Source organism: Pseudomonas sp. P108, from assembly GCF_032613195.1.
Taxonomy (GTDB): Bacteria; Pseudomonadota; Gammaproteobacteria; order Pseudomonadales; family Pseudomonadaceae; genus Aquipseudomonas.
The window spans coordinates 5610174-5627500 of sequence record NZ_CP126691.1; the positions used below are offsets into that span (position 1 = coordinate 5610174).

Consider the following 17327-nt stretch of genomic DNA (forward strand, 5'->3'; position numbering starts at 1 on the left):
AGCATGTTCAAATTCGCAGGACTTAACCCGATAGCATTGGCTCTTGCCGCGCTCACGCTGAGCGCGGCCGCCCACGCCGATGTCGACTTGAAACTGGGCAGCACTGAGCGCGTCACCCGCCTCTTCGCTTACCCCAACAACTGCAACGTCATCTGTTTCCGCAACTGGACGCTGGAACAGACCGTCGCCCATTACCTGAACCAGAGCGTGCAACGCGATGGGTATGCCGATGCCAAGGTGTTGGTAAAAACCGACAACGGCCAGCTCTACGCCGAAATCACCGGCGTGCCGAAGGATTACGACAAACCGCTGTCGGCGCTGCTGGATGCGGGGGATCTGGCCTACACCGGCGCGAGCAAGCTCAACGCCGACGGCAAGTGGGCCTACAGCTGGTATCTGTTCCTGCCACTGGGCATGGCCCTGGAAAACCGCAAAAGCGTCGAGTTGCTGCACTTCCCGCCGGATTACTCGCTGACCCAAGCGCAGGATTATCTGCGTTCGAACACCACCGATCGCTGGGCCACGCTGCTGACCGACAATGGCATTCCTGCCGAGCAGACGCCGGCCTATCAAACCATCATCGACATTGCCCCGATCGCTGCGCCGTCCAATGCCGGCAGCGACCTGGAAGGCGTGTATGACTATTTCAAGGACTACCAGACCACGCTGGTCAAACAATTCAGCCAGACCGCCAGCGGCACGACGCTGCCGATGGTCGCGTTCGGCGCGCCGGTGCGTAACTGGATCAAGCAGCAATACGGGCCAACCGTGAATGTATTGGGGCTGGCGACCATCAGCCCGAGCGAAGGTGTGAAAGTGCCCGTGCTGGGTTCGAACCACCCGAGTTACATCTGGTACGCCGCCGACCCGAAGAGCTACACCGGCGACGATGCGCAAGCCAAGGCCGATGCGGCGGGCCTGAAAGTCATGGGTCAGGATTTGAGCGCCGCCTGCTGGCAAGCCGGCATGGGCAGCAAACCGGGCAGCGATGCGCAAACAACGCTCAACAGTTGCACGCAGACGTGGCAGGTCACGCAGAAAGTCAAAACCTGCGAGCTGTTCTACACCTCGATCCGCAATCTGACCCCGGAACAGGCCACCGCCAAGTGCGCGACCACCCCGATCAAGACTCAACTGAAGCAATTGCAGACACCGCTGCCAGCCACTGCAATCCCCGCCCCGCACCTGTAATCGCTTGAGGCATTTCCGTGTCAGCCAAGGCTGACGCGGGAATACGTCTAAATCGCCTGTCAGATCTGACAGTAGACCAGCTATACCTAATAAGACACGATTGGATCCAACCAGCAGTATTGCAGCGCTGACAGGACGTCAACCCAAGGAAGTCGCAAAAGCCTTGCGACAAGGACTGATATGAACATCCACGCTATGGCGCACTCGCCGCCACGCGATACTGAAGGCATCTATCCCTTCGCCGGCCTGCCCGTGCGCCTGGGGTTTCCGGCCAGCGCCGATTTCGAAATCCTTCAGGATGGATACGGCGCCCCTACGGCGGTCGCCGCGCGGCGCGAGTTCCTGCACACCCACCGGATGTGCCGGGTGTCCGGGCAATTACTGCCGTATCGCTGCCGCCAGACCCGACAATTGCTGACGGGCATCCACATCTACGATCCGCGCTTTTGCGGATTGATCGAACACGCGTGCGACCCCAACGTGTTTCTCGACATGAGCGAGTTATGGTTGTGGGCGTTGAAAGATATCCACAGCGGCGAACGGCTGACCATGGACTACACCGCCACTGAAGACAAACTGCTGCACCAGTTTGCCTGCGGTTGCGGTTCGCCACGCTGCCGTGGGTGGATCACCGGCTACGACGAACCACCCACCCTCGAAGGTCAGCACTTTCTACAGCGCTGGCGGCATTCAGGGTCGCGCTGAAAGGTGCGCTGGAAGCTGAGTTATACCGCGCCAACCGGACGCAAACGATACTGCGGCGGCAATTGCTCGAAACCACTGATGGTCGTGTTCAGACTTTTCCAGCGGCCATCCTTGATGCCGTAGATGCATCCGTGGATCGACAGGCTCTGCCCGCGATGCCAGGCGTTCTGGATGATGCTGGTGTGGGCGACATTGGCCACTTGCTGGATCACGTTGAGTTCGCACATGCGATCAACCTGCTCTTCTTCGGTCGGCAGCTTGGCCAGTTCTTCGCGTTTTTCGTAGTACAGATCGCGGATCGATCGTAGCCAGCCGTCGATCAGACCGAACTGCCGGTCCTGCATCGACGCGCGCACACCGCCGCAGCCGTAGTGGCCGGTGACGAGGATATGTTTGACCTTGAGCACGTCGACCGCGTACTGGATCACCGACAGGCAGTTGAGGTCGGTGTGCAGCACTACGTTGGCGACGTTGCGGTGCACGAACAGATCGCCCGGCAGCATGCCGACGATCTCGTTGGCCGGCACGCGCGCATCGGAACAGCCGATCCACAGGTATTCAGGGGTTTGCTGGCGCGCCAGTTTGGCGAAGAAATCCGGGTCTTCCTTGGTGATCGCGTCAGCCCAACGCTCGTTGTTATCAATCAGGTCTTGTAAGTCGTGCATGCTGTAAGGCCTCAAGAAAGATGCGCTGGTATGACAGACGACCGCCCGTCGGGGTCACGCCACCAGCGCAAGTGATTTCATTGGAATTCTCGTGTGCCCGGTGAGTCCACCTTAGTAAGGCCCACAGTATGAGGAATTGCCATGACTGATTCACGACGCCCTTACGATGCCGTGCAACCGGAGCCCATCGATGATAACGAAGACCGCATGGGTTCGGTGCATGAGCTGGATTTCGATGAAGACGAACCGAGCGCGAAAATCGGTGATGAGATTCCCGAACGTGAACGCGAGCAGTTGATGCCGCGTGAGCGGGTGCGCGAGGCCGGGATGACCGGGGCTTCAGTCAGTGATCATGAGCCGACTGACGACGACATGAGCCCGGAAACGCTGATTCATGAAGACGGTGCGCGGGATGCCCAAGAAGCCGGCGAAGGCAATCAGGCGGATTGGGATTTGAGCATTGTCGATGAAGATGACATCGGCGGTGGCAATGGGCTGGATGAGGCAGAACTGGCGCGGCGTGATCCGCTGGATGGCAACCGCTGATCTTCGTTGCCTGACAGGACGCTTTCGCGAGCAGGCTCGCTCCCACAGGGGTTTCGGGTTGCGCACAAATTGGTGAACGCCCTGAGTCCAATGTGGGAGCGAGCCTGCTCGCGAAGCTTTTAAAGGCGATCAGTCAACCAGGGTGCAGGCCATGACCACCGCGTCTTCACGCCCACCCACCGCCGGATAATAATCCCGGCGCCGGCCAATCTCGTTGAAGCCATAACGTTCATACAACTTGAACGCGCCCGTGTTGCTGTCACGCACTTCCAGAAAACATTCCCGCGCCGAAGCCGCATACGCCCGCGACATCAGGTGCTCAAGCAACGTCAGGCCCAGCCCACGCCCCTGATTCTCCGGTTTGACGGTGATATTGAGCAAATGTGCCTCATCCAGAATGATCTGCACCACGCCGTGGCCAACCTGTTGCTCACCTTCGAACATCAGCCAGATCTGGTACTTGCCCAGCCCGTCGAGAAAAATCCCCCGAGTCCACGGATGGCTGTAAGCGGCGTACTCGATTTTCAGCACGGTTTCCAGATCCGCCTCGGTCATCGGGTGGAACGATACAGCGTCACTCATTCGATTCTTTCCAGCGCGCCATCAGCCGACGCATGGCTTGCCACACAGCGGCCTTGCGCTGTGGCTCTTCCATTAACAATTCCAGACCGGGAATGGCCCAGGCCGAACCCAGACCTTCGATCTGCAATTCACGATTGAACGCTTCGGCATCCGCTTCACCGGCGAAACGCACCGCCGGCAGGCCGATCAGCCACAGGCAGGCGCACGGAGCGGCTTCCATTTGCACGGAAAGGAAACCCTGCACAAAGTCACGCGCCGCTTCCGGGCCCTGATCCATGGTGCCGCGATTGAGCCACGGCCAGCGCACCGGCTCGCCGACGATTTGCGGCGCATCCGGCAGACCGGCGGCGCGCAACATGTCCTTGAGCAACAGATAAGCCGGATCGCGGCTCTGGAACGGTTCGCCTGTGGGTAACTCGACCAGCAGCAGGCAACGTCCGGCGCGCAGCAATTGCAGGGCGAAACGCGGTGGCGGCACCGGGGCCGGTTTGACGACGACTGGTGTGTCGTCGACCTCTTCTACCGGTTTGGCACCGGTGCGGGTACTCGCCAACGACGGCCGCGGCACTTCGATTTTCGGACGTTCGACCGGACGAGCGGCAGCCGTTTGCACCGGGGCTTCGGCCTGCGGAGCAAGCACGACCGGCGCCTCTACCTCGGGCTCGGGCATGTCCAGCAGCTCGGGCCGCGACGGTGCGGCGAAGGGCAATTCGGTGCGCGGCAGCCAATTGACCACCTGCATGGCGTTCAAATAGGCGCGGCGGCGGGACTCGATTAGCAAGGGTCGGCCACTTGTGGATAACTGAAGTGCGCTGATTCTACCGCCCTTCGCTCAAGATCGCCCGTTGTTGATCGACACACTTAAGCGAAAGAAAAACGACAGCCCGTCCCGAGAGTGAATCGCATCGGCCTTGATGCAGTACAATCGCGGCTTTTAATCGTCAACCAGCCGGCCATTCCGATGATCGAACCCAAGCGCGTCTTGCGCGCCCTCGCTGAACACTGGGCACTTCTGGAGCCACTGTGCGAGCACTTCGACCAAGGCACACTGAGCCTCAACGAACTGCGCACGCAACTGGCCGCCCAACAACTGGACAGCACGCCGCAGGACATCACCAGCCTGCTCGACGTGTGGATTCGTCTCGATATTCTGATTCCGGTGGCGAAAAGCCCGAACCGTTTCGAGCTGAACGCACAGATTCACGACTTCCTCGCTTACTTGCGTCGTGAACACCGCTTGGGCCTGTGCCTGGAAATCGAAGCCTATCTGCGTCACCTCGAGCGTCTGGCCGGTTACATCCAGGACGCGTTCGAAGTCCGTGATGGCCACGACCTCGCCCGCCAGTTGCGCCTGCTCGACATGCGTGTGCGCGACGTGCTGAAGAAACTCGACAACGACGAACAGGCGCTGGTGGCCGTCGCTGAACGGGCGAAAACCAGCGACCGGCAGATCCCGCTGCGTCAGCGTTACGCCGAAGTGCTGGCGACGTGGGACGAATACGTCGAGCCGATGATCGATCTGGTGAACGCCGACGGCGCCTTCGAACAAGGCGTGCGCAAGGTCGAAACCGTGCTGCTGAAAATGCTCAGCGAACAGCAACGCCTCGGCCATCTGGTTGACGACGACATGCTCCTGCGCACCCACGCGCGCATCCTCGAAATGCAGACCAGCGCGCAACTGACATTGCGTCATGCCCGCGAACTGCTGCTGCCGCTGCGTGAAGAAGCGCGCCGGCACAACGCCGTGACCCGTGGCGCCGCGTTGGCTTTGGCAGCGATTCGCCGTAAAGGCATCGACGCCGTGCCGCAAGCCGCAATGCCGCTGTTCACCCGTCCGCAAAGCACCTTCCTCGGCAGCGCCAGTCAGGTCGAAGCCTACGTCTATGCACTGGCGCGTTTCGAGCCGAAACCGGCGCGCTTCCCCAAGGCGCACAAGACCCAGAAAGGCGAAGCCCCGCGTGCTCCGCGCACCGTGCGCGAGATGGTCGACCGTTGCGAAGAAGCCCTGCCGATGCCGGATCTGATGACCTGGCTGCTGGAGCAGGAACCGGACGGCGCCACCGACGAATTGCTCTACTGGTTCTCGCGCCTGTCGCGGGAAAAACGCTTCAAGCGCGAGCGTCTGGAACGCCGCGAATACCACACTCATGAGCACCAGGTCAGCCTGCGCTCCTTCGCCCTGCTCTCGGCCAGCGACAGCGCCGCCGAGAATTCTGCGAGCATCCCCAATGCATCTTGATCTTTCCGAACTGTCGCAACTCGCGCCGATCTTCCGCGAGCTGTTCAAGGGTTACCACGTCAGCCGCCGCGACCCGGAGCTGTACGCGCAACTGTCGAACTTCCAGGATCAATACCGCACGCTGTTCAAGGCCCTGGGCTTTGAACTGGTCTGCGATACCCGTGGTTTCTACTACTTTGTGCCGGACATGGCCGCCGCGGCGGTGAACAAGACTGCCCAGCGTCTGGCGCTGTTCACCTTCATCCTCGTCGAGCATCTGGCCGATCAGGGCCGCGACCCGATCGCCGTGCTCGATGGCGGCAGCCTCGGCCGCGAAGAGCTGCCATCGCTGCTGGAGAAATACCGCGACCTGTTCATTCAGGCCGAAGTGCAGACCGTTGAAGAGCTCGAAGAAAAGATCATGCGCCGCATGACTCAGCTCGGCTTTGCCAGCGAAGAAAACGGCGTGTACCGCTTCCTGCCGCCGATGCACCGTTTCCTCGACGTGTGCCTGTCAGTGCAGCAGGATCGCGATCTGGCGGCCAGCGTACACAGCGTTCTGCCGCTGCCGGCACCGGTGCTGATCGACGAAGCCGCCGAAGCCAAATTCCTCGAAACCGACGACCCGCTCGATCTTTCAGAGTTTGAAGAAGAGAGCGAAGAAGACGCACTGGCCCGCGCCATTGCCGAAGAACAGGAGTCCGACGCATGAGCCAGGAACGCTACGGCATCCGCCGCTTTGCCCTTTTGAACACCGCCGGTTACAGCCTCGGCCTGTTCCCGCTGGAAGAACCGCTGTCGGTTTACGGCGCGAACAACCTCGGTAAATCGGCGTCGATCAACGCCCTGCAATTCCCGATTCTGGCGCGCATGTCGGACATGAGTTTCGGCAAATACAGCCTGGAACAATCGCGGCGCTTCTACTTCGCTTCCGACACCAGCTACATCCTTGTCGAAGTGAATCTGCCGCACGGCCCGCACGTGATCGGCGTGGTCGGTCGCGGCCCGGGCGGCGGTTTCGGTCACCAGTTCTTCGCCTACGCCGGCAAGCTCGATCTGGCGCATTACCAGAAGAACGACACCTGCCTGCGTCAGAAAGAGCTGTTCAGCAACCTTGAGAAAGAAGGCCTGAAAGCCTACGAACTCAAGCCGGACGAACTGCGTCGCTTGCTGGTGGGCGGTCACACGTCGATCCCGCTCGACCTGACGCTGATCCCGCTGCGCTCCACCAGCGAACAGAGCCTGAAGACCTTCCGCGCGTTGTTCATCAACCTGCTGCACATGCGCGAAATCACCGCGGCCAAGCTCAAGCAGTTGTTCCTCGATGCCTTCGAGCACAGCCTGCGTTCCGGCAGTGTCGATTACATCGCCGCGTGTGAAGAAGCCTTCCGCGATGTGCGGCGCATGGAACAGGACTACAACTCGCTGGTCGCTGCCGGCCCGTTGGTTGAAGCCTTGGCCAATGGCGTGAAACAGCGCGACGTGCTGCGCGGCAAGCTGCATCGCCTGTCGCCGCTGCTCGACTCGCTGCTCGGCACCTGGTCGGACTACGCCAGTGCGCGCAAGGAAGAACTGACGATTCAGGCCGACCACTACCGTGGCGAGCAGGACAGTCTGCAAAACGATCAACGCGGTGGCACCCAGGAACTGATGCGTCTGGAGCGGGAAATTTCCGGCATTCAGCGCTGGCTCGGTGAGCTGTCGGTGTTGAAGAATCGCTTCGCGCTGGTCGATGACGTCAAAGTGCTGGAGCAACAATTGCTCGCGGCCAAGGACGCTCACGACGAACTGGCCGGTGCCCTGGCGCAATCCCGCCAGTTCAGTGCGGAAGATCTGGAAGAGCGCGTGCGCGATCTGGAAAAACGCCTGAAGTCGGTGAAGCAGCAACTCGATCACGCCGACAACAACAGCTACGCCCGTCTGCGCGAAGAGTTCTCGCAGCAGGATGTCGAGCGTCTGATGCGTCTGTTCAACAGCGCCCTGTTCAGCCTGCCGCTGGGTGAACACGGCATCACCCTCGACGACGATGGCGAGTGGGTCAAATCGGTCGAGCTGATCCTTGATGGTTTCAAAGGCGAGCGCTTCGAAGTGCCGGGCCTGTCCATCGACATCTCGCACATCGAGCCACCGGCGCTGCAAGCCTTGGCTGACCGCGCGGCATTGCGCGATCAGAAAGAGCGTCTGGAAAAAGAACTCAAGCAACTGAAAACCCAGCAGGCCGTGGCCGCCGACCGCGCCGCGAGCAAGACCCAGACCGAAGCGCTGTACCAGCAAGTGCTGGACGCGCAGAAAGCCCTGGAAGATTTCCGCCGCACGCAGACTTTGAGCGCTGAAGAAAGCGACAAACTCGAACAACTGGCGCAGATGGAAGGCGCGCAGGACGAACTCAAGCGCTCCAGCGATGCCTTCACCGAGCGCGTCCAGCAACTGTCGGCCAAGCTGCAACTGGTCGGCCGCCAGATCGCCGATATGGAAGCCAAGCAACGCACCCTCGACGATGCGCTGCGCCGTCGTCAGCTGTTGCCGGCGGATCTGCCATTCGGTACGCCGTTTATGGATCCGGTCGACGACTCGATGGACAACCTGCTACCGCTGCTCAACGACTACCAGGACAGCTGGCAAGGCCTGTTGCGCGCCGATGGCCAGATCGAAGCGCTGTACGCGCAGGTGCGCCTCAAAGGCGTGGCCAAGTTCGACAGCGAAGACGACATGGAGCGCCGTCTGTCGCTGCTGATCAACGCTTATGCGCACCGCACCGATGAAGCGCTGACGCTGGGCAAGGCCCGTCGTGCGGCGGTCACCGACATCGCCCGGACCCTGCGCAACATTCGCAGCGACTACGACAGCCTCGAGCATCAACTGGCGCTGTTCAACCGCGAGATCAACAAGCGTCAGGTCTCCAACCTGCAGAGCTTCCGCATCGTCCTCGCGCCGAACAAGGAAGCCCTCAAGCACATCGATCAGATCATCCACAGCGCCGGTCAGTACGAAGAAGGCGAAACCCTGTCGGTGTTCGACCTCAGCCAAAGTGCCGAGCAGGACAACAAGAACGAAGAGGCCAAGGAATACCTGGCGCGGCTGGTGGCGGCAAACCACAACCAGCTCGGTCTCAAGGACTTGTTCGAACTGGCGTTCGAGATCACCAAGGTCAACGGTCAGCCGGTGATCCACACCGACATCGATGGCGCGGCGTCCAACGGTACGACGATGACCATCAAGGCGCTGACCAACATGTATTTGTTGCTGCACTTGATGGATCGCGATCAGGCCGGCCGCGTGCGTCTGCCGTACTACCTCGATGAGGCGGCGGACATCGACGAGAAGAACCAGGCCGCGCTGCTGGAAACCAGTCTGCAACTGGGCTTCGTGCCGATTCTGGCGAGTGTGAAGCCGCAGGTCTGCGCCAGTGTCGCGATCGACCTGGAAGGCGGCAGCGGTCCGGCAGGCATCTACATTGATGAGGCGGACTGGAAGTACATTCGTCGCCATGATGTGGTGAAGGCTACGGTCAATGTTGAAGCGGATGAGCCGGAGCTGGATGCGGTTTGATCGGCTTTAGCTGAAGGCAAAAAAAGGGCCGCGATCTGTTTGGATCGCGGCCCTTTTTTATGGCTTGGGGTTTGTGCTGATTTTGCGGGCCCTATCGCGAGCAGGCTCACTCCCACAGGGATTAGCGTCGAACACAATTTTTGTGTACACCGCTCATCCACTGTGGGAGCGAGCCTGCTCGCGAAGGCGTCCTTTCAGACGCCGAATAATCTGGAGTTTATTTACCGAGGGAAATCTTCGGCGCCCACGTCAGCCACTCATCCTCAAACTTGTCGAACAACGGAAACGTCTGCTCAGCCCGCGCCGGGTTACCCATGCGCTCGCCATCCGGCGTAGCAAAAGCAATCCCGCCCTGAATCGCCGTCTCCAGCGACTCGGTGCGCACTGTCAGTCCGTTGAACAAACCGATATCGAAACCGACACCGCTGGTGTTCCAGAAGCGGCTACCGCTGCGCACCAACGGCGCATATTTAGGCTCGATCAGAATGTGTACCAACACACGATCGGCGGTCTGGCCCAGTTCATAACCGGTGACTTTACCCACGGTGATTTCACGGTAGGTGACCGGCACACCCGGCTTCAGCGAACCACGACGGGCAGCGCTCAGTACCAGACTCAGACCTGCCTCTTGCTTGGTGACTTCCGGCGCACTGGCCAGGGCAACGAAGTTCTTCTGCGGGCCAAGGTTCTTGGCCGCCGGCTGCACTTCGATGTACTGCCCGGTCACCAGGGTTTCCAGATTGGCAGTCTTGATCAGGCCGAGCTCCGGTTTGACCACCCAGAATTGGCTGCCGACCCGGGCGATCTTCTCCGGCACTTCGGTAATCCGCGCCGTGAGGATGACCGATTGCAGATCGTCAGTCAGATCGACACTTTCAATCTTGCCGACATCCAGTCCCTTGAAGCGCACCGGGGTGCCACTACGCAGACCATCAGCGCGATCGACTTTGATCGTAACCACCGCGCCTTTCTGATTCGCCTCATCATGGTTGGCGAACAGACGGAAACGCGGAATACGTTTCTGCAGCGGCGCCTTCGCTTGCGGTGTCTCGAAGGCGATACCACCGGCCATCAGGGTCTGCAGCGACTCACTCTTGACCTGAATGCCACCGGTCAGTCCGCCGGTCAACGTGATGCCACTGACATTCCAAAAGCGCGTCGAGGCGTTGACCAGGTTTTCGTATTCCTTATCGATGTGCACGCCAATGACCAATTGCTTCTTGGTCTTGGAGAACTGATAGCTCTGCACCGAACCGACCTTGACCTGTTTGTACAGAATTGGACTACCGACATCGATCGAGCCGAGGACATCGGTGAACAGCACCAGGTGCAAGCCCGGTGAGCGCAGATCCAGCGGCGGCGCTTTTGGCCGGGCCTCGAATTCGCGTTTCGGTGCCGCACCCTTATCGCCCGGGCGAACGGCGATGTAGTTACCTTTCACCAAGGCTTCCAGACCGGTGATCCCAGCCAGAGAAATCGACGGTTTAACTACCCAGAACTGCGTGCCATCGACCAGATAGTCCTCAGCCAATGGATCGAGAGTGAGCTCGGCTGTGGCACTGTTCAGGTCAGGATCAACCTTCAGCGCCTTCATGTTGCCGACTTGAATGCCTTTGTACATCACCGGTGTGCGGCCGGCCTGCAGTCCTTCGAAGTCGCTGAGTTTGACCTTTACGCGGATCCCGGCAGCGGCAGCGTCGAAGTCCTCATAGAGACGGAACGGCAGGCTAGGATCGGTCGGCGGGCTGTCTTTGCGGTTTTCCGGTGTGGCGAAGGCGATACCACCCGCGACGATGCTGGCCAGCGATTCGCTGCGTACTTTCACGCCGGACAGGTTGGCGTCGATGCTGATGCCGCTGGCGTTCCAGAAACGCGTGTGTTTGCGCACCAGTTTGGCGTAGGTCGGCTCGATGAAGACTTTGAGCTCAACGGTACTTTGGTCTTCCGAGAGCACGTAGCTTTTGATCTGGCCAACCTTGATTTGCTTGTAGAACACCGGGCTGCCGCGGTCCAAAGAGCCGAGACGATCCGCCTTGATGGTCAGGTGCAGACCGGGCTTGGCATCCGACAGCGGTGGTTCTTCGGCCAGCGCCTTGAACTTGCGCACAGGTTCACCTTCGCCAGGGCTAATGGCGACGTAGTTACCGGAAACCAGGGTTTCCAGACCGGTGATACCGGCCAGAGTCACGCTCGGTTTGACCAGCCAGAAGCGCGTGCTGGTCTTGAGGTATTGCTCAACGTCTTTATTCATCTCGACGGTGGCAATCACGCCTTTGGAGTTGCCCTCATCGTCGAGCTTGAGCGTCTTGACCTTACCGACTGACATGCCTTTGTACATGACTTCGGTCTTGTTGGCCTGAATGCCTTCGCCGCTTTCAAAGCGGACCTGAATTTCGATACCGGTTTCGGAATAGGCACGCCAGCCGAGCCAGCCGCCGATGATCAGCGCGATCAGAGGCAGTACCCAAATGGCAGACCAGTTCGAAGCCGGTCGGGTTTTCGCTACGGGCAAATCAGTCATGGTCGTCGTCCGACTCCGTGTTATCCCAAATCAGTCGGGGATCGAAAGTTACTGCGGCGAGCATCGTCAGAATCACCACACTGGCGAAGGCGATGGCACCAAGATTGGCTTCGACACTGGCAAGCCGGCCGAAGTTGACGACCGCCACGAGAATGGCGATCACAAAAATATCGAGCATCGACCAGCGGCCGATGAACTCGATGAAGCGGTACATCCAGATGCGCTGACGAGCCGACAATGGCTGACGTCGTTGCACCGAAAACAACAGCAGTGCGATACCGACCAGTTTGAAGGTGGGCACCAGAATACTAGCGATAAACACCACGGCCGCGATCGGAATCATGCCGTGCTGCACCAACTGGATCACGCCGGACATGATGGTGCTCGGATCACCCTGACCCAAGGAGCTGACCGTCATGATCGGCAAGACATTGGCCGGAATATAGATGATTGCTGCCGTGATCAGCAGTGCCCAGGTGCGCACGAGGCTGTTCGGACGGCGAGCGTGAACCAGCGCACCGCAGCGGGTGCAGGTTTGCTCGTCGGTATCCGCTTCCTGTTTGTTCAATTCGTGGCATTCGGTACACACCAGAATGCCCGCATCAATCGCCCGCATGAGCGTCCTCTCCTGATAACGCCTGCCAGATCTGGTGCGGTGACATCACCACTTCCAGCCAGACCTGCACCAACAACAGACCGATGAAACACACCAAGCCCAGACCTACGGTAATGGCGGCCATGTCCGCCAGTTTGACGATCGCCACCAGTACGCCCATGAGGTAGACCTCGAGCATTCCCCAGTCTTTGAGGTGGTGATAAATGCGATAGAGCAGCAAGCCGTAGTTACGACCAATATCGAAACGGATCGTCAGTAACACGAACAACTGGCACAGCAATTTCAGCAGCGGGATGGCCATGCTGCACAGGAATACGACGATCGAAACGCCCTGCATGTCGGTGTTGAACAGGCCGAGCACGCCACTCCAGACCGTATCCTGCGAAGACTGCCCGAGGATATTGAGCTGCATGATGGGTAAAAAGTTTGCCGGGATGTACAACAGCAATGCCGCAATCACCAAGGCAAGGCTGCGCTGCACCACGTTATGACGGTGAGCGTACAACTCGTAACCGCAGCGCGGGCAGAGCGCTTTCTCACCATGGGCAAGTGTGGGCTTGCGCATCAGCAGGTCGCACTCATGACAGGCCACCAAGTCTTCCAGCGGTAAATCTGACAGCCCGGGGGCGTCAACCGACTCTGACATAAAGGCTCTGGCTCCGAATAAGGTGGGGCTATTCTAGTGTTCTGATTCGAAAATAACTGTGCAAATTTGTTCGCTGTCGCGAGCAAAAAACTTTCCTGCGGGCAAAACAAAACCCCAACTGCTTTCGCAATTGGGGTTTCGGAATTTAATCTTGACGATGACCTACTCTCACATGGGGAAACCCCACACTACCATCGGCGATGCATCGTTTCACTGCTGAGTTCGGGATGGGATCAGGTGGTTCCAACGCTCTATGGTCGTCAAGAAATTCGGGTACTGAGTCGTGGCCAAATGGCCTCGCTTCAGCAAATTGGGTATGTGATAGCTTTCGGTGTTTTTTGTGAGATTCGAACTTTCGGTTCGTTTCGTCTTCACACACCGCAACTTGGCCTTTCGACGCAAATTGCTTGGGTGTTATATGGTCAAGCCTCACGGGCAATTAGTATTGGTTAGCTCAACGCCTCACAGCGCTTACACACCCAACCTATCAACGTCGTAGTCTTCGACGGCCCTTCAGGGAACTCAAGGTTCCAGTGAGATCTCATCTTGAGGCAAGTTTCCCGCTTAGATGCTTTCAGCGGTTATCTTTCCCGAACATAGCTACCCGGCAATGCCACTGGCGTGACAACCGGAACACCAGAGGTTCGTCCACTCCGGTCCTCTCGTACTAGGAGCAGCCCCTCTCAAATCTCAAACGTCCACGGCAGATAGGGACCGAACTGTCTCACGACGTTCTAAACCCAGCTCGCGTACCACTTTAAATGGCGAACAGCCATACCCTTGGGACCGGCTTCAGCCCCAGGATGTGATGAGCCGACATCGAGGTGCCAAACACCGCCGTCGATATGAACTCTTGGGCGGTATCAGCCTGTTATCCCCGGAGTACCTTTTATCCGTTGAGCGATGGCCCTTCCATACAGAACCACCGGATCACTAAGACCTACTTTCGTACCTGCTCGACGTGTCTGTCTCGCAGTCAAGCGCGCTTTTGCCTTTATACTCTACGACCGATTTCCGACCGGTCTGAGCGCACCTTCGTACTCCTCCGTTACTCTTTAGGAGGAGACCGCCCCAGTCAAACTACCCACCATACACTGTCCTCGATCCGGATAACGGACCTGAGTTAGAACCTCAAAGTTGCCAGGGTGGTATTTCAAGGATGGCTCCACGCGAACTGGCGTCCACGCTTCAAAGCCTCCCACCTATCCTACACAAGCAAATTCAAAGTCCAGTGCAAAGCTATAGTAAAGGTTCACGGGGTCTTTCCGTCTAGCCGCGGATACACTGCATCTTCACAGCGATTTCAATTTCACTGAGTCTCGGGTGGAGACAGCGCCGCCATCGTTACGCCATTCGTGCAGGTCGGAACTTACCCGACAAGGAATTTCGCTACCTTAGGACCGTTATAGTTACGGCCGCCGTTTACCGGGGCTTCGATCAAGAGCTTCGCGTTAGCTAACCCCATCAATTAACCTTCCGGCACCGGGCAGGCGTCACACCCTATACGTCCACTTTCGTGTTTGCAGAGTGCTGTGTTTTTAATAAACAGTCGCAGCGGCCTGGTATCTTCGACCGGCATGAGCTTACGGAGCAAGTCCTTCACCCTCACCGGCGCACCTTCTCCCGAAGTTACGGTGCCATTTTGCCTAGTTCCTTCACCCGAGTTCTCTCAAGCGCCTTGGTATTCTCTACCCAACCACCTGTGTCGGTTTGGGGTACGGTTCCTGGTTACCTGAAGCTTAGAAGCTTTTCTTGGAAGCATGGCATCAACCACTTCGTGTTCTAAAAGAACACTCGTCATCAGCTCTCGGCCTTAGAATCCCGGATTTACCTAAGATTCCAGCCTACCACCTTAAACTTGGACAACCAACGCCAAGCTGGCCTAGCCTTCTCCGTCCCTCCATCGCAATAACCAGAAGTACAGGAATATTAACCTGTTTTCCATCGACTACGCTTTTCAGCCTCGCCTTAGGGACCGACTAACCCTGCGTCGATTAACGTTGCGCAGGAAACCTTGGTCTTTCGGCGTGGGTGTTTTTCACACCCATTGTCGTTACTCATGTCAGCATTCGCACTTCTGATACCTCCAGCAAGCTTCTCAACTCACCTTCACAGGCTTACAGAACGCTCCTCTACCGCATCACCCGAAGGTGATACCCGTAGCTTCGGTGTATGGTTTGAGCCCCGTTACATCTTCCGCGCAGGCCGACTCGACTAGTGAGCTATTACGCTTTCTTTAAAGGGTGGCTGCTTCTAAGCCAACCTCCTAGCTGTCTAAGCCTTCCCACATCGTTTCCCACTTAACCATAACTTTGGGACCTTAGCTGACGGTCTGGGTTGTTTCCCTTTTCACGACGGACGTTAGCACCCGCCGTGTGTCTCCCATGCTCGGCACTTGTAGGTATTCGGAGTTTGCATCGGTTTGGTAAGTCGGGATGACCCCCTAGCCGAAACAGTGCTCTACCCCCTACAGTGATACATGAGGCGCTACCTAAATAGCTTTCGAGGAGAACCAGCTATCTCCGAGCTTGATTAGCCTTTCACTCCGATCCACAGGTCATCCGCTAACTTTTCAACGGTAGTCGGTTCGGTCCTCCAGTTAGTGTTACCCAACCTTCAACCTGCCCATGGATAGATCGCCCGGTTTCGGGTCTATTCCCAGCGACTAGACGCCCTATTAAGACTCGCTTTCGCTACGCCTCCCCTATTCGGTTAAGCTCGCCACTGAAAATAAGTCGCTGACCCATTATACAAAAGGTACGCAGTCACAGAACAAAGTCTGCTCCCACTGCTTGTACGCATACGGTTTCAGGATCTATTTCACTCCCCTCTCCGGGGTTCTTTTCGCCTTTCCCTCACGGTACTAGTTCACTATCGGTCAGTCAGTAGTATTTAGCCTTGGAGGATGGTCCCCCCATATTCAGACAAAGTTTCTCGTGCTCCGTCCTACTCGATTTCATGACTAAGAGATTTTCGCGTACAGGGCTATCACCCACTATGGCCGCACTTTCCAGAGCGTTCCGCTAATCTCAAAGCCACTTAAGGGCTAGTCCCCGTTCGCTCGCCACTACTAAGGGAATCTCGGTTGATTTCTTTTCCTCAGGGTACTTAGATGTTTCAGTTCCCCTGGTTCGCCTCTTGCACCTATGTATTCAGTACAAGATAACCATCTTATGATGGCTGGGTTCCCCCATTCAGACATCTCCGGATCAAAGTCTGTTTGCCGACTCCCCGAAGCTTTTCGCAGGCTACCACGTCTTTCATCGCCTCTGACTGCCAAGGCATCCACCGTATGCGCTTCTTCACTTGACCATATAACCCCAAGCAATCTGGTTATACTGTGAAGACGACATTCGCCGAAAATTCGAATTTCTCAATTAAGAGAACTCACAAATTTTACCTTAGCCTGATCCGTTACCAGTGAAAGTAACGTTCAGTCTATCTTTCTATCACATACCCAAATTTTTAAAGAACGAACTAGTCAAAGACTAGAAATCAACATTCACCATCACCACGATGGAATGCTCATTTCTAAGCTTTATACAAGAGAAGCAGTAGTGGTGGAGCCAAGCGGGATCGAACCGCTGACCTCCTGCGTGCAAGGCAGGCGCTCTCCCAGCTGAGCTATGGCCCCGTATTTCTACAGGCGTTTCCCACACAAAATTGGTGGGTCTGGGCAGATTCGAACTGCCGACCTCACCCTTATCAGGGGTGCGCTCTAACCAACTGAGCTACAGACCCAATTTCGGGCTGCTTCTTTCGTCTTCTTCAATGAATCAAGCAATTCGTGTGGGAACTTATGGAGCAGCTGATGTCGTCGATTAAGGAGGTGATCCAGCCGCAGGTTCCCCTACGGCTACCTTGTTACGACTTCACCCCAGTCATGAATCACACCGTGGTAACCGTCCTCCCGAAGGTTAGACTAGCTACTTCTGGTGCAACCCACTCCCATGGTGTGACGGGCGGTGTGTACAAGGCCCGGGAACGTATTCACCGTGACATTCTGATTCACGATTACTAGCGATTCCGACTTCACGCAGTCGAGTTGCAGACTGCGATCCGGACTACGATCGGTTTTATGGGATTAG

At 57.7% G+C, this 17327-nt stretch carries 12 protein-coding genes, 2 tRNA genes and 3 rRNA genes (1 of these 17 only partly in view); 6 read left to right on the forward strand and 11 right to left on the reverse strand.

All coding sequences use genetic code 11. The features are described 5' to 3' along the window. Nucleotides 1-3: 3 nt before the first annotated feature. Both QOM10_RS24685 and QOM10_RS24690 read left to right on the forward strand, forming a co-directional pair. Nucleotides 4-1191 carry a hypothetical protein gene (locus tag QOM10_RS24685; protein WP_316917107.1) on the forward strand — a complete coding sequence of 396 codons (1188 nt, stop codon included), beginning with the start codon at nt 4-6 and terminating at the stop codon, nt 1189-1191. A 180-nt stretch (nt 1192-1371) separates the two neighbouring features. Continuing rightward, complete coding sequence (locus QOM10_RS24690) at nt 1372-1896, forward strand: SET domain-containing protein-lysine N-methyltransferase (RefSeq protein ID WP_316917108.1); 525 nt, start codon at nt 1372-1374, stop codon at nt 1894-1896. Between the two features lie 20 nt (nt 1897-1916). On the opposite strand, the gene can is transcribed toward QOM10_RS24690, so the two are convergent. Continuing rightward, the gene (can, locus tag QOM10_RS24695; RefSeq protein ID WP_064120416.1) at nt 1917-2561 is read right to left on the reverse strand and encodes a carbonate dehydratase; all 645 of its coding nucleotides are present in this window, start codon (nt 2559-2561) and stop codon (nt 1917-1919) included. A gap of 141 nt (nt 2562-2702) precedes the next feature. Between can and QOM10_RS24700 the strand changes: the two genes are divergently transcribed. Further along, on the forward strand, nt 2703-3107 hold the full coding sequence (locus QOM10_RS24700) for a serine kinase/phosphatase (RefSeq protein WP_160041842.1): 405 nt from the start codon (nt 2703-2705) through the stop codon (nt 3105-3107). A 129-nt stretch (nt 3108-3236) separates the two neighbouring features. Here the strand turns inward: QOM10_RS24700 and rimI are convergent, their stop codons facing one another. Next, nucleotides 3237-3689 carry a ribosomal protein S18-alanine N-acetyltransferase gene (rimI, locus tag QOM10_RS24705; protein ID WP_316917109.1) on the reverse strand — a complete coding sequence of 151 codons (453 nt, stop codon included), beginning with the start codon at nt 3687-3689 and terminating at the stop codon, nt 3237-3239. Then, nucleotides 3682-4431, reverse strand: coding sequence for an energy transducer TonB (locus tag QOM10_RS24710; protein ID WP_127930452.1), 750 nt, complete (start codon nt 4429-4431; stop codon nt 3682-3684). The genes rimI and QOM10_RS24710 overlap by 8 nt, the downstream gene beginning before the upstream one ends. Nucleotides 4432-4650: 219 nt before the next feature. Between QOM10_RS24710 and mksB the strand changes: the two genes are divergently transcribed. From mksB to mksF, 3 genes are read left to right on the forward strand one after another with little or no spacing between them, the layout of a single operon-like run. Continuing rightward, nucleotides 4651-5928: an Mks condensin complex protein MksB gene (mksB, locus tag QOM10_RS24715; protein WP_026000484.1), complete on the forward strand. Its 1278-nt coding sequence runs from the start codon at nt 4651-4653 to the stop codon at nt 5926-5928. Next, a complete protein-coding gene (gene mksE / locus QOM10_RS24720) occupies nt 5918-6619 on the forward strand; it encodes an Mks condensin complex protein MksE (RefSeq protein WP_007912968.1) in 702 nt (233 codons plus the stop codon). Before mksB ends, mksE begins: the two co-directional genes overlap by 11 nt. Beyond that, on the forward strand, nt 6616-9456 hold the full coding sequence (gene mksF / locus QOM10_RS24725) for an Mks condensin complex protein MksF (RefSeq protein ID WP_102901100.1): 2841 nt from the start codon (nt 6616-6618) through the stop codon (nt 9454-9456). The genes mksE and mksF overlap by 4 nt, the downstream gene beginning before the upstream one ends. Before the next feature lie 217 nt (nt 9457-9673). Here mksF and QOM10_RS24730 read toward each other — a convergent pair whose 3' ends face one another. From QOM10_RS24730 to QOM10_RS24765, 8 genes are all read right to left on the reverse strand, one after another. Further along, nucleotides 9674-11977 (reverse strand): PqiB family protein, encoded by a 2304-nt coding sequence (locus QOM10_RS24730; RefSeq protein ID WP_316917110.1) that lies wholly within the window; start codon nt 11975-11977, stop codon nt 9674-9676. Continuing rightward, the gene (locus QOM10_RS24735; RefSeq protein ID WP_016983584.1) at nt 11970-12593 is read right to left on the reverse strand and encodes a paraquat-inducible protein A; all 624 of its coding nucleotides are present in this window, start codon (nt 12591-12593) and stop codon (nt 11970-11972) included. Before QOM10_RS24735 ends, QOM10_RS24730 begins: the two co-directional genes overlap by 8 nt. Next, nucleotides 12580-13239, reverse strand: coding sequence for a paraquat-inducible protein A (locus QOM10_RS24740; protein WP_160041846.1), 660 nt, complete (start codon nt 13237-13239; stop codon nt 12580-12582). The genes QOM10_RS24735 and QOM10_RS24740 overlap by 14 nt, the downstream gene beginning before the upstream one ends. 149 nt (nt 13240-13388) lie before the next feature. After that, nucleotides 13389-13504 (reverse strand): 5S ribosomal RNA (rrf, locus tag QOM10_RS24745). A 153-nt stretch (nt 13505-13657) separates the two neighbouring features. After that, nucleotides 13658-16551: ribosomal RNA gene (locus tag QOM10_RS24750) — 23S ribosomal RNA — on the reverse strand. Between the two features lie 246 nt (nt 16552-16797). Then, nucleotides 16798-16873: transfer RNA gene (locus QOM10_RS24755), tRNA-Ala, on the reverse strand. Between the two features lie 30 nt (nt 16874-16903). After that, nucleotides 16904-16980, reverse strand: a tRNA-Ile gene (locus tag QOM10_RS24760). Nucleotides 16981-17061: 81 nt separating this feature from the next. Next, nucleotides 17062-17327 (reverse strand): 16S ribosomal RNA (locus tag QOM10_RS24765) (it continues 1271 nt past the right edge of the window). The 16S, 23S and 5S rRNA genes sit together here with 2 tRNA genes alongside, the layout of an rRNA operon.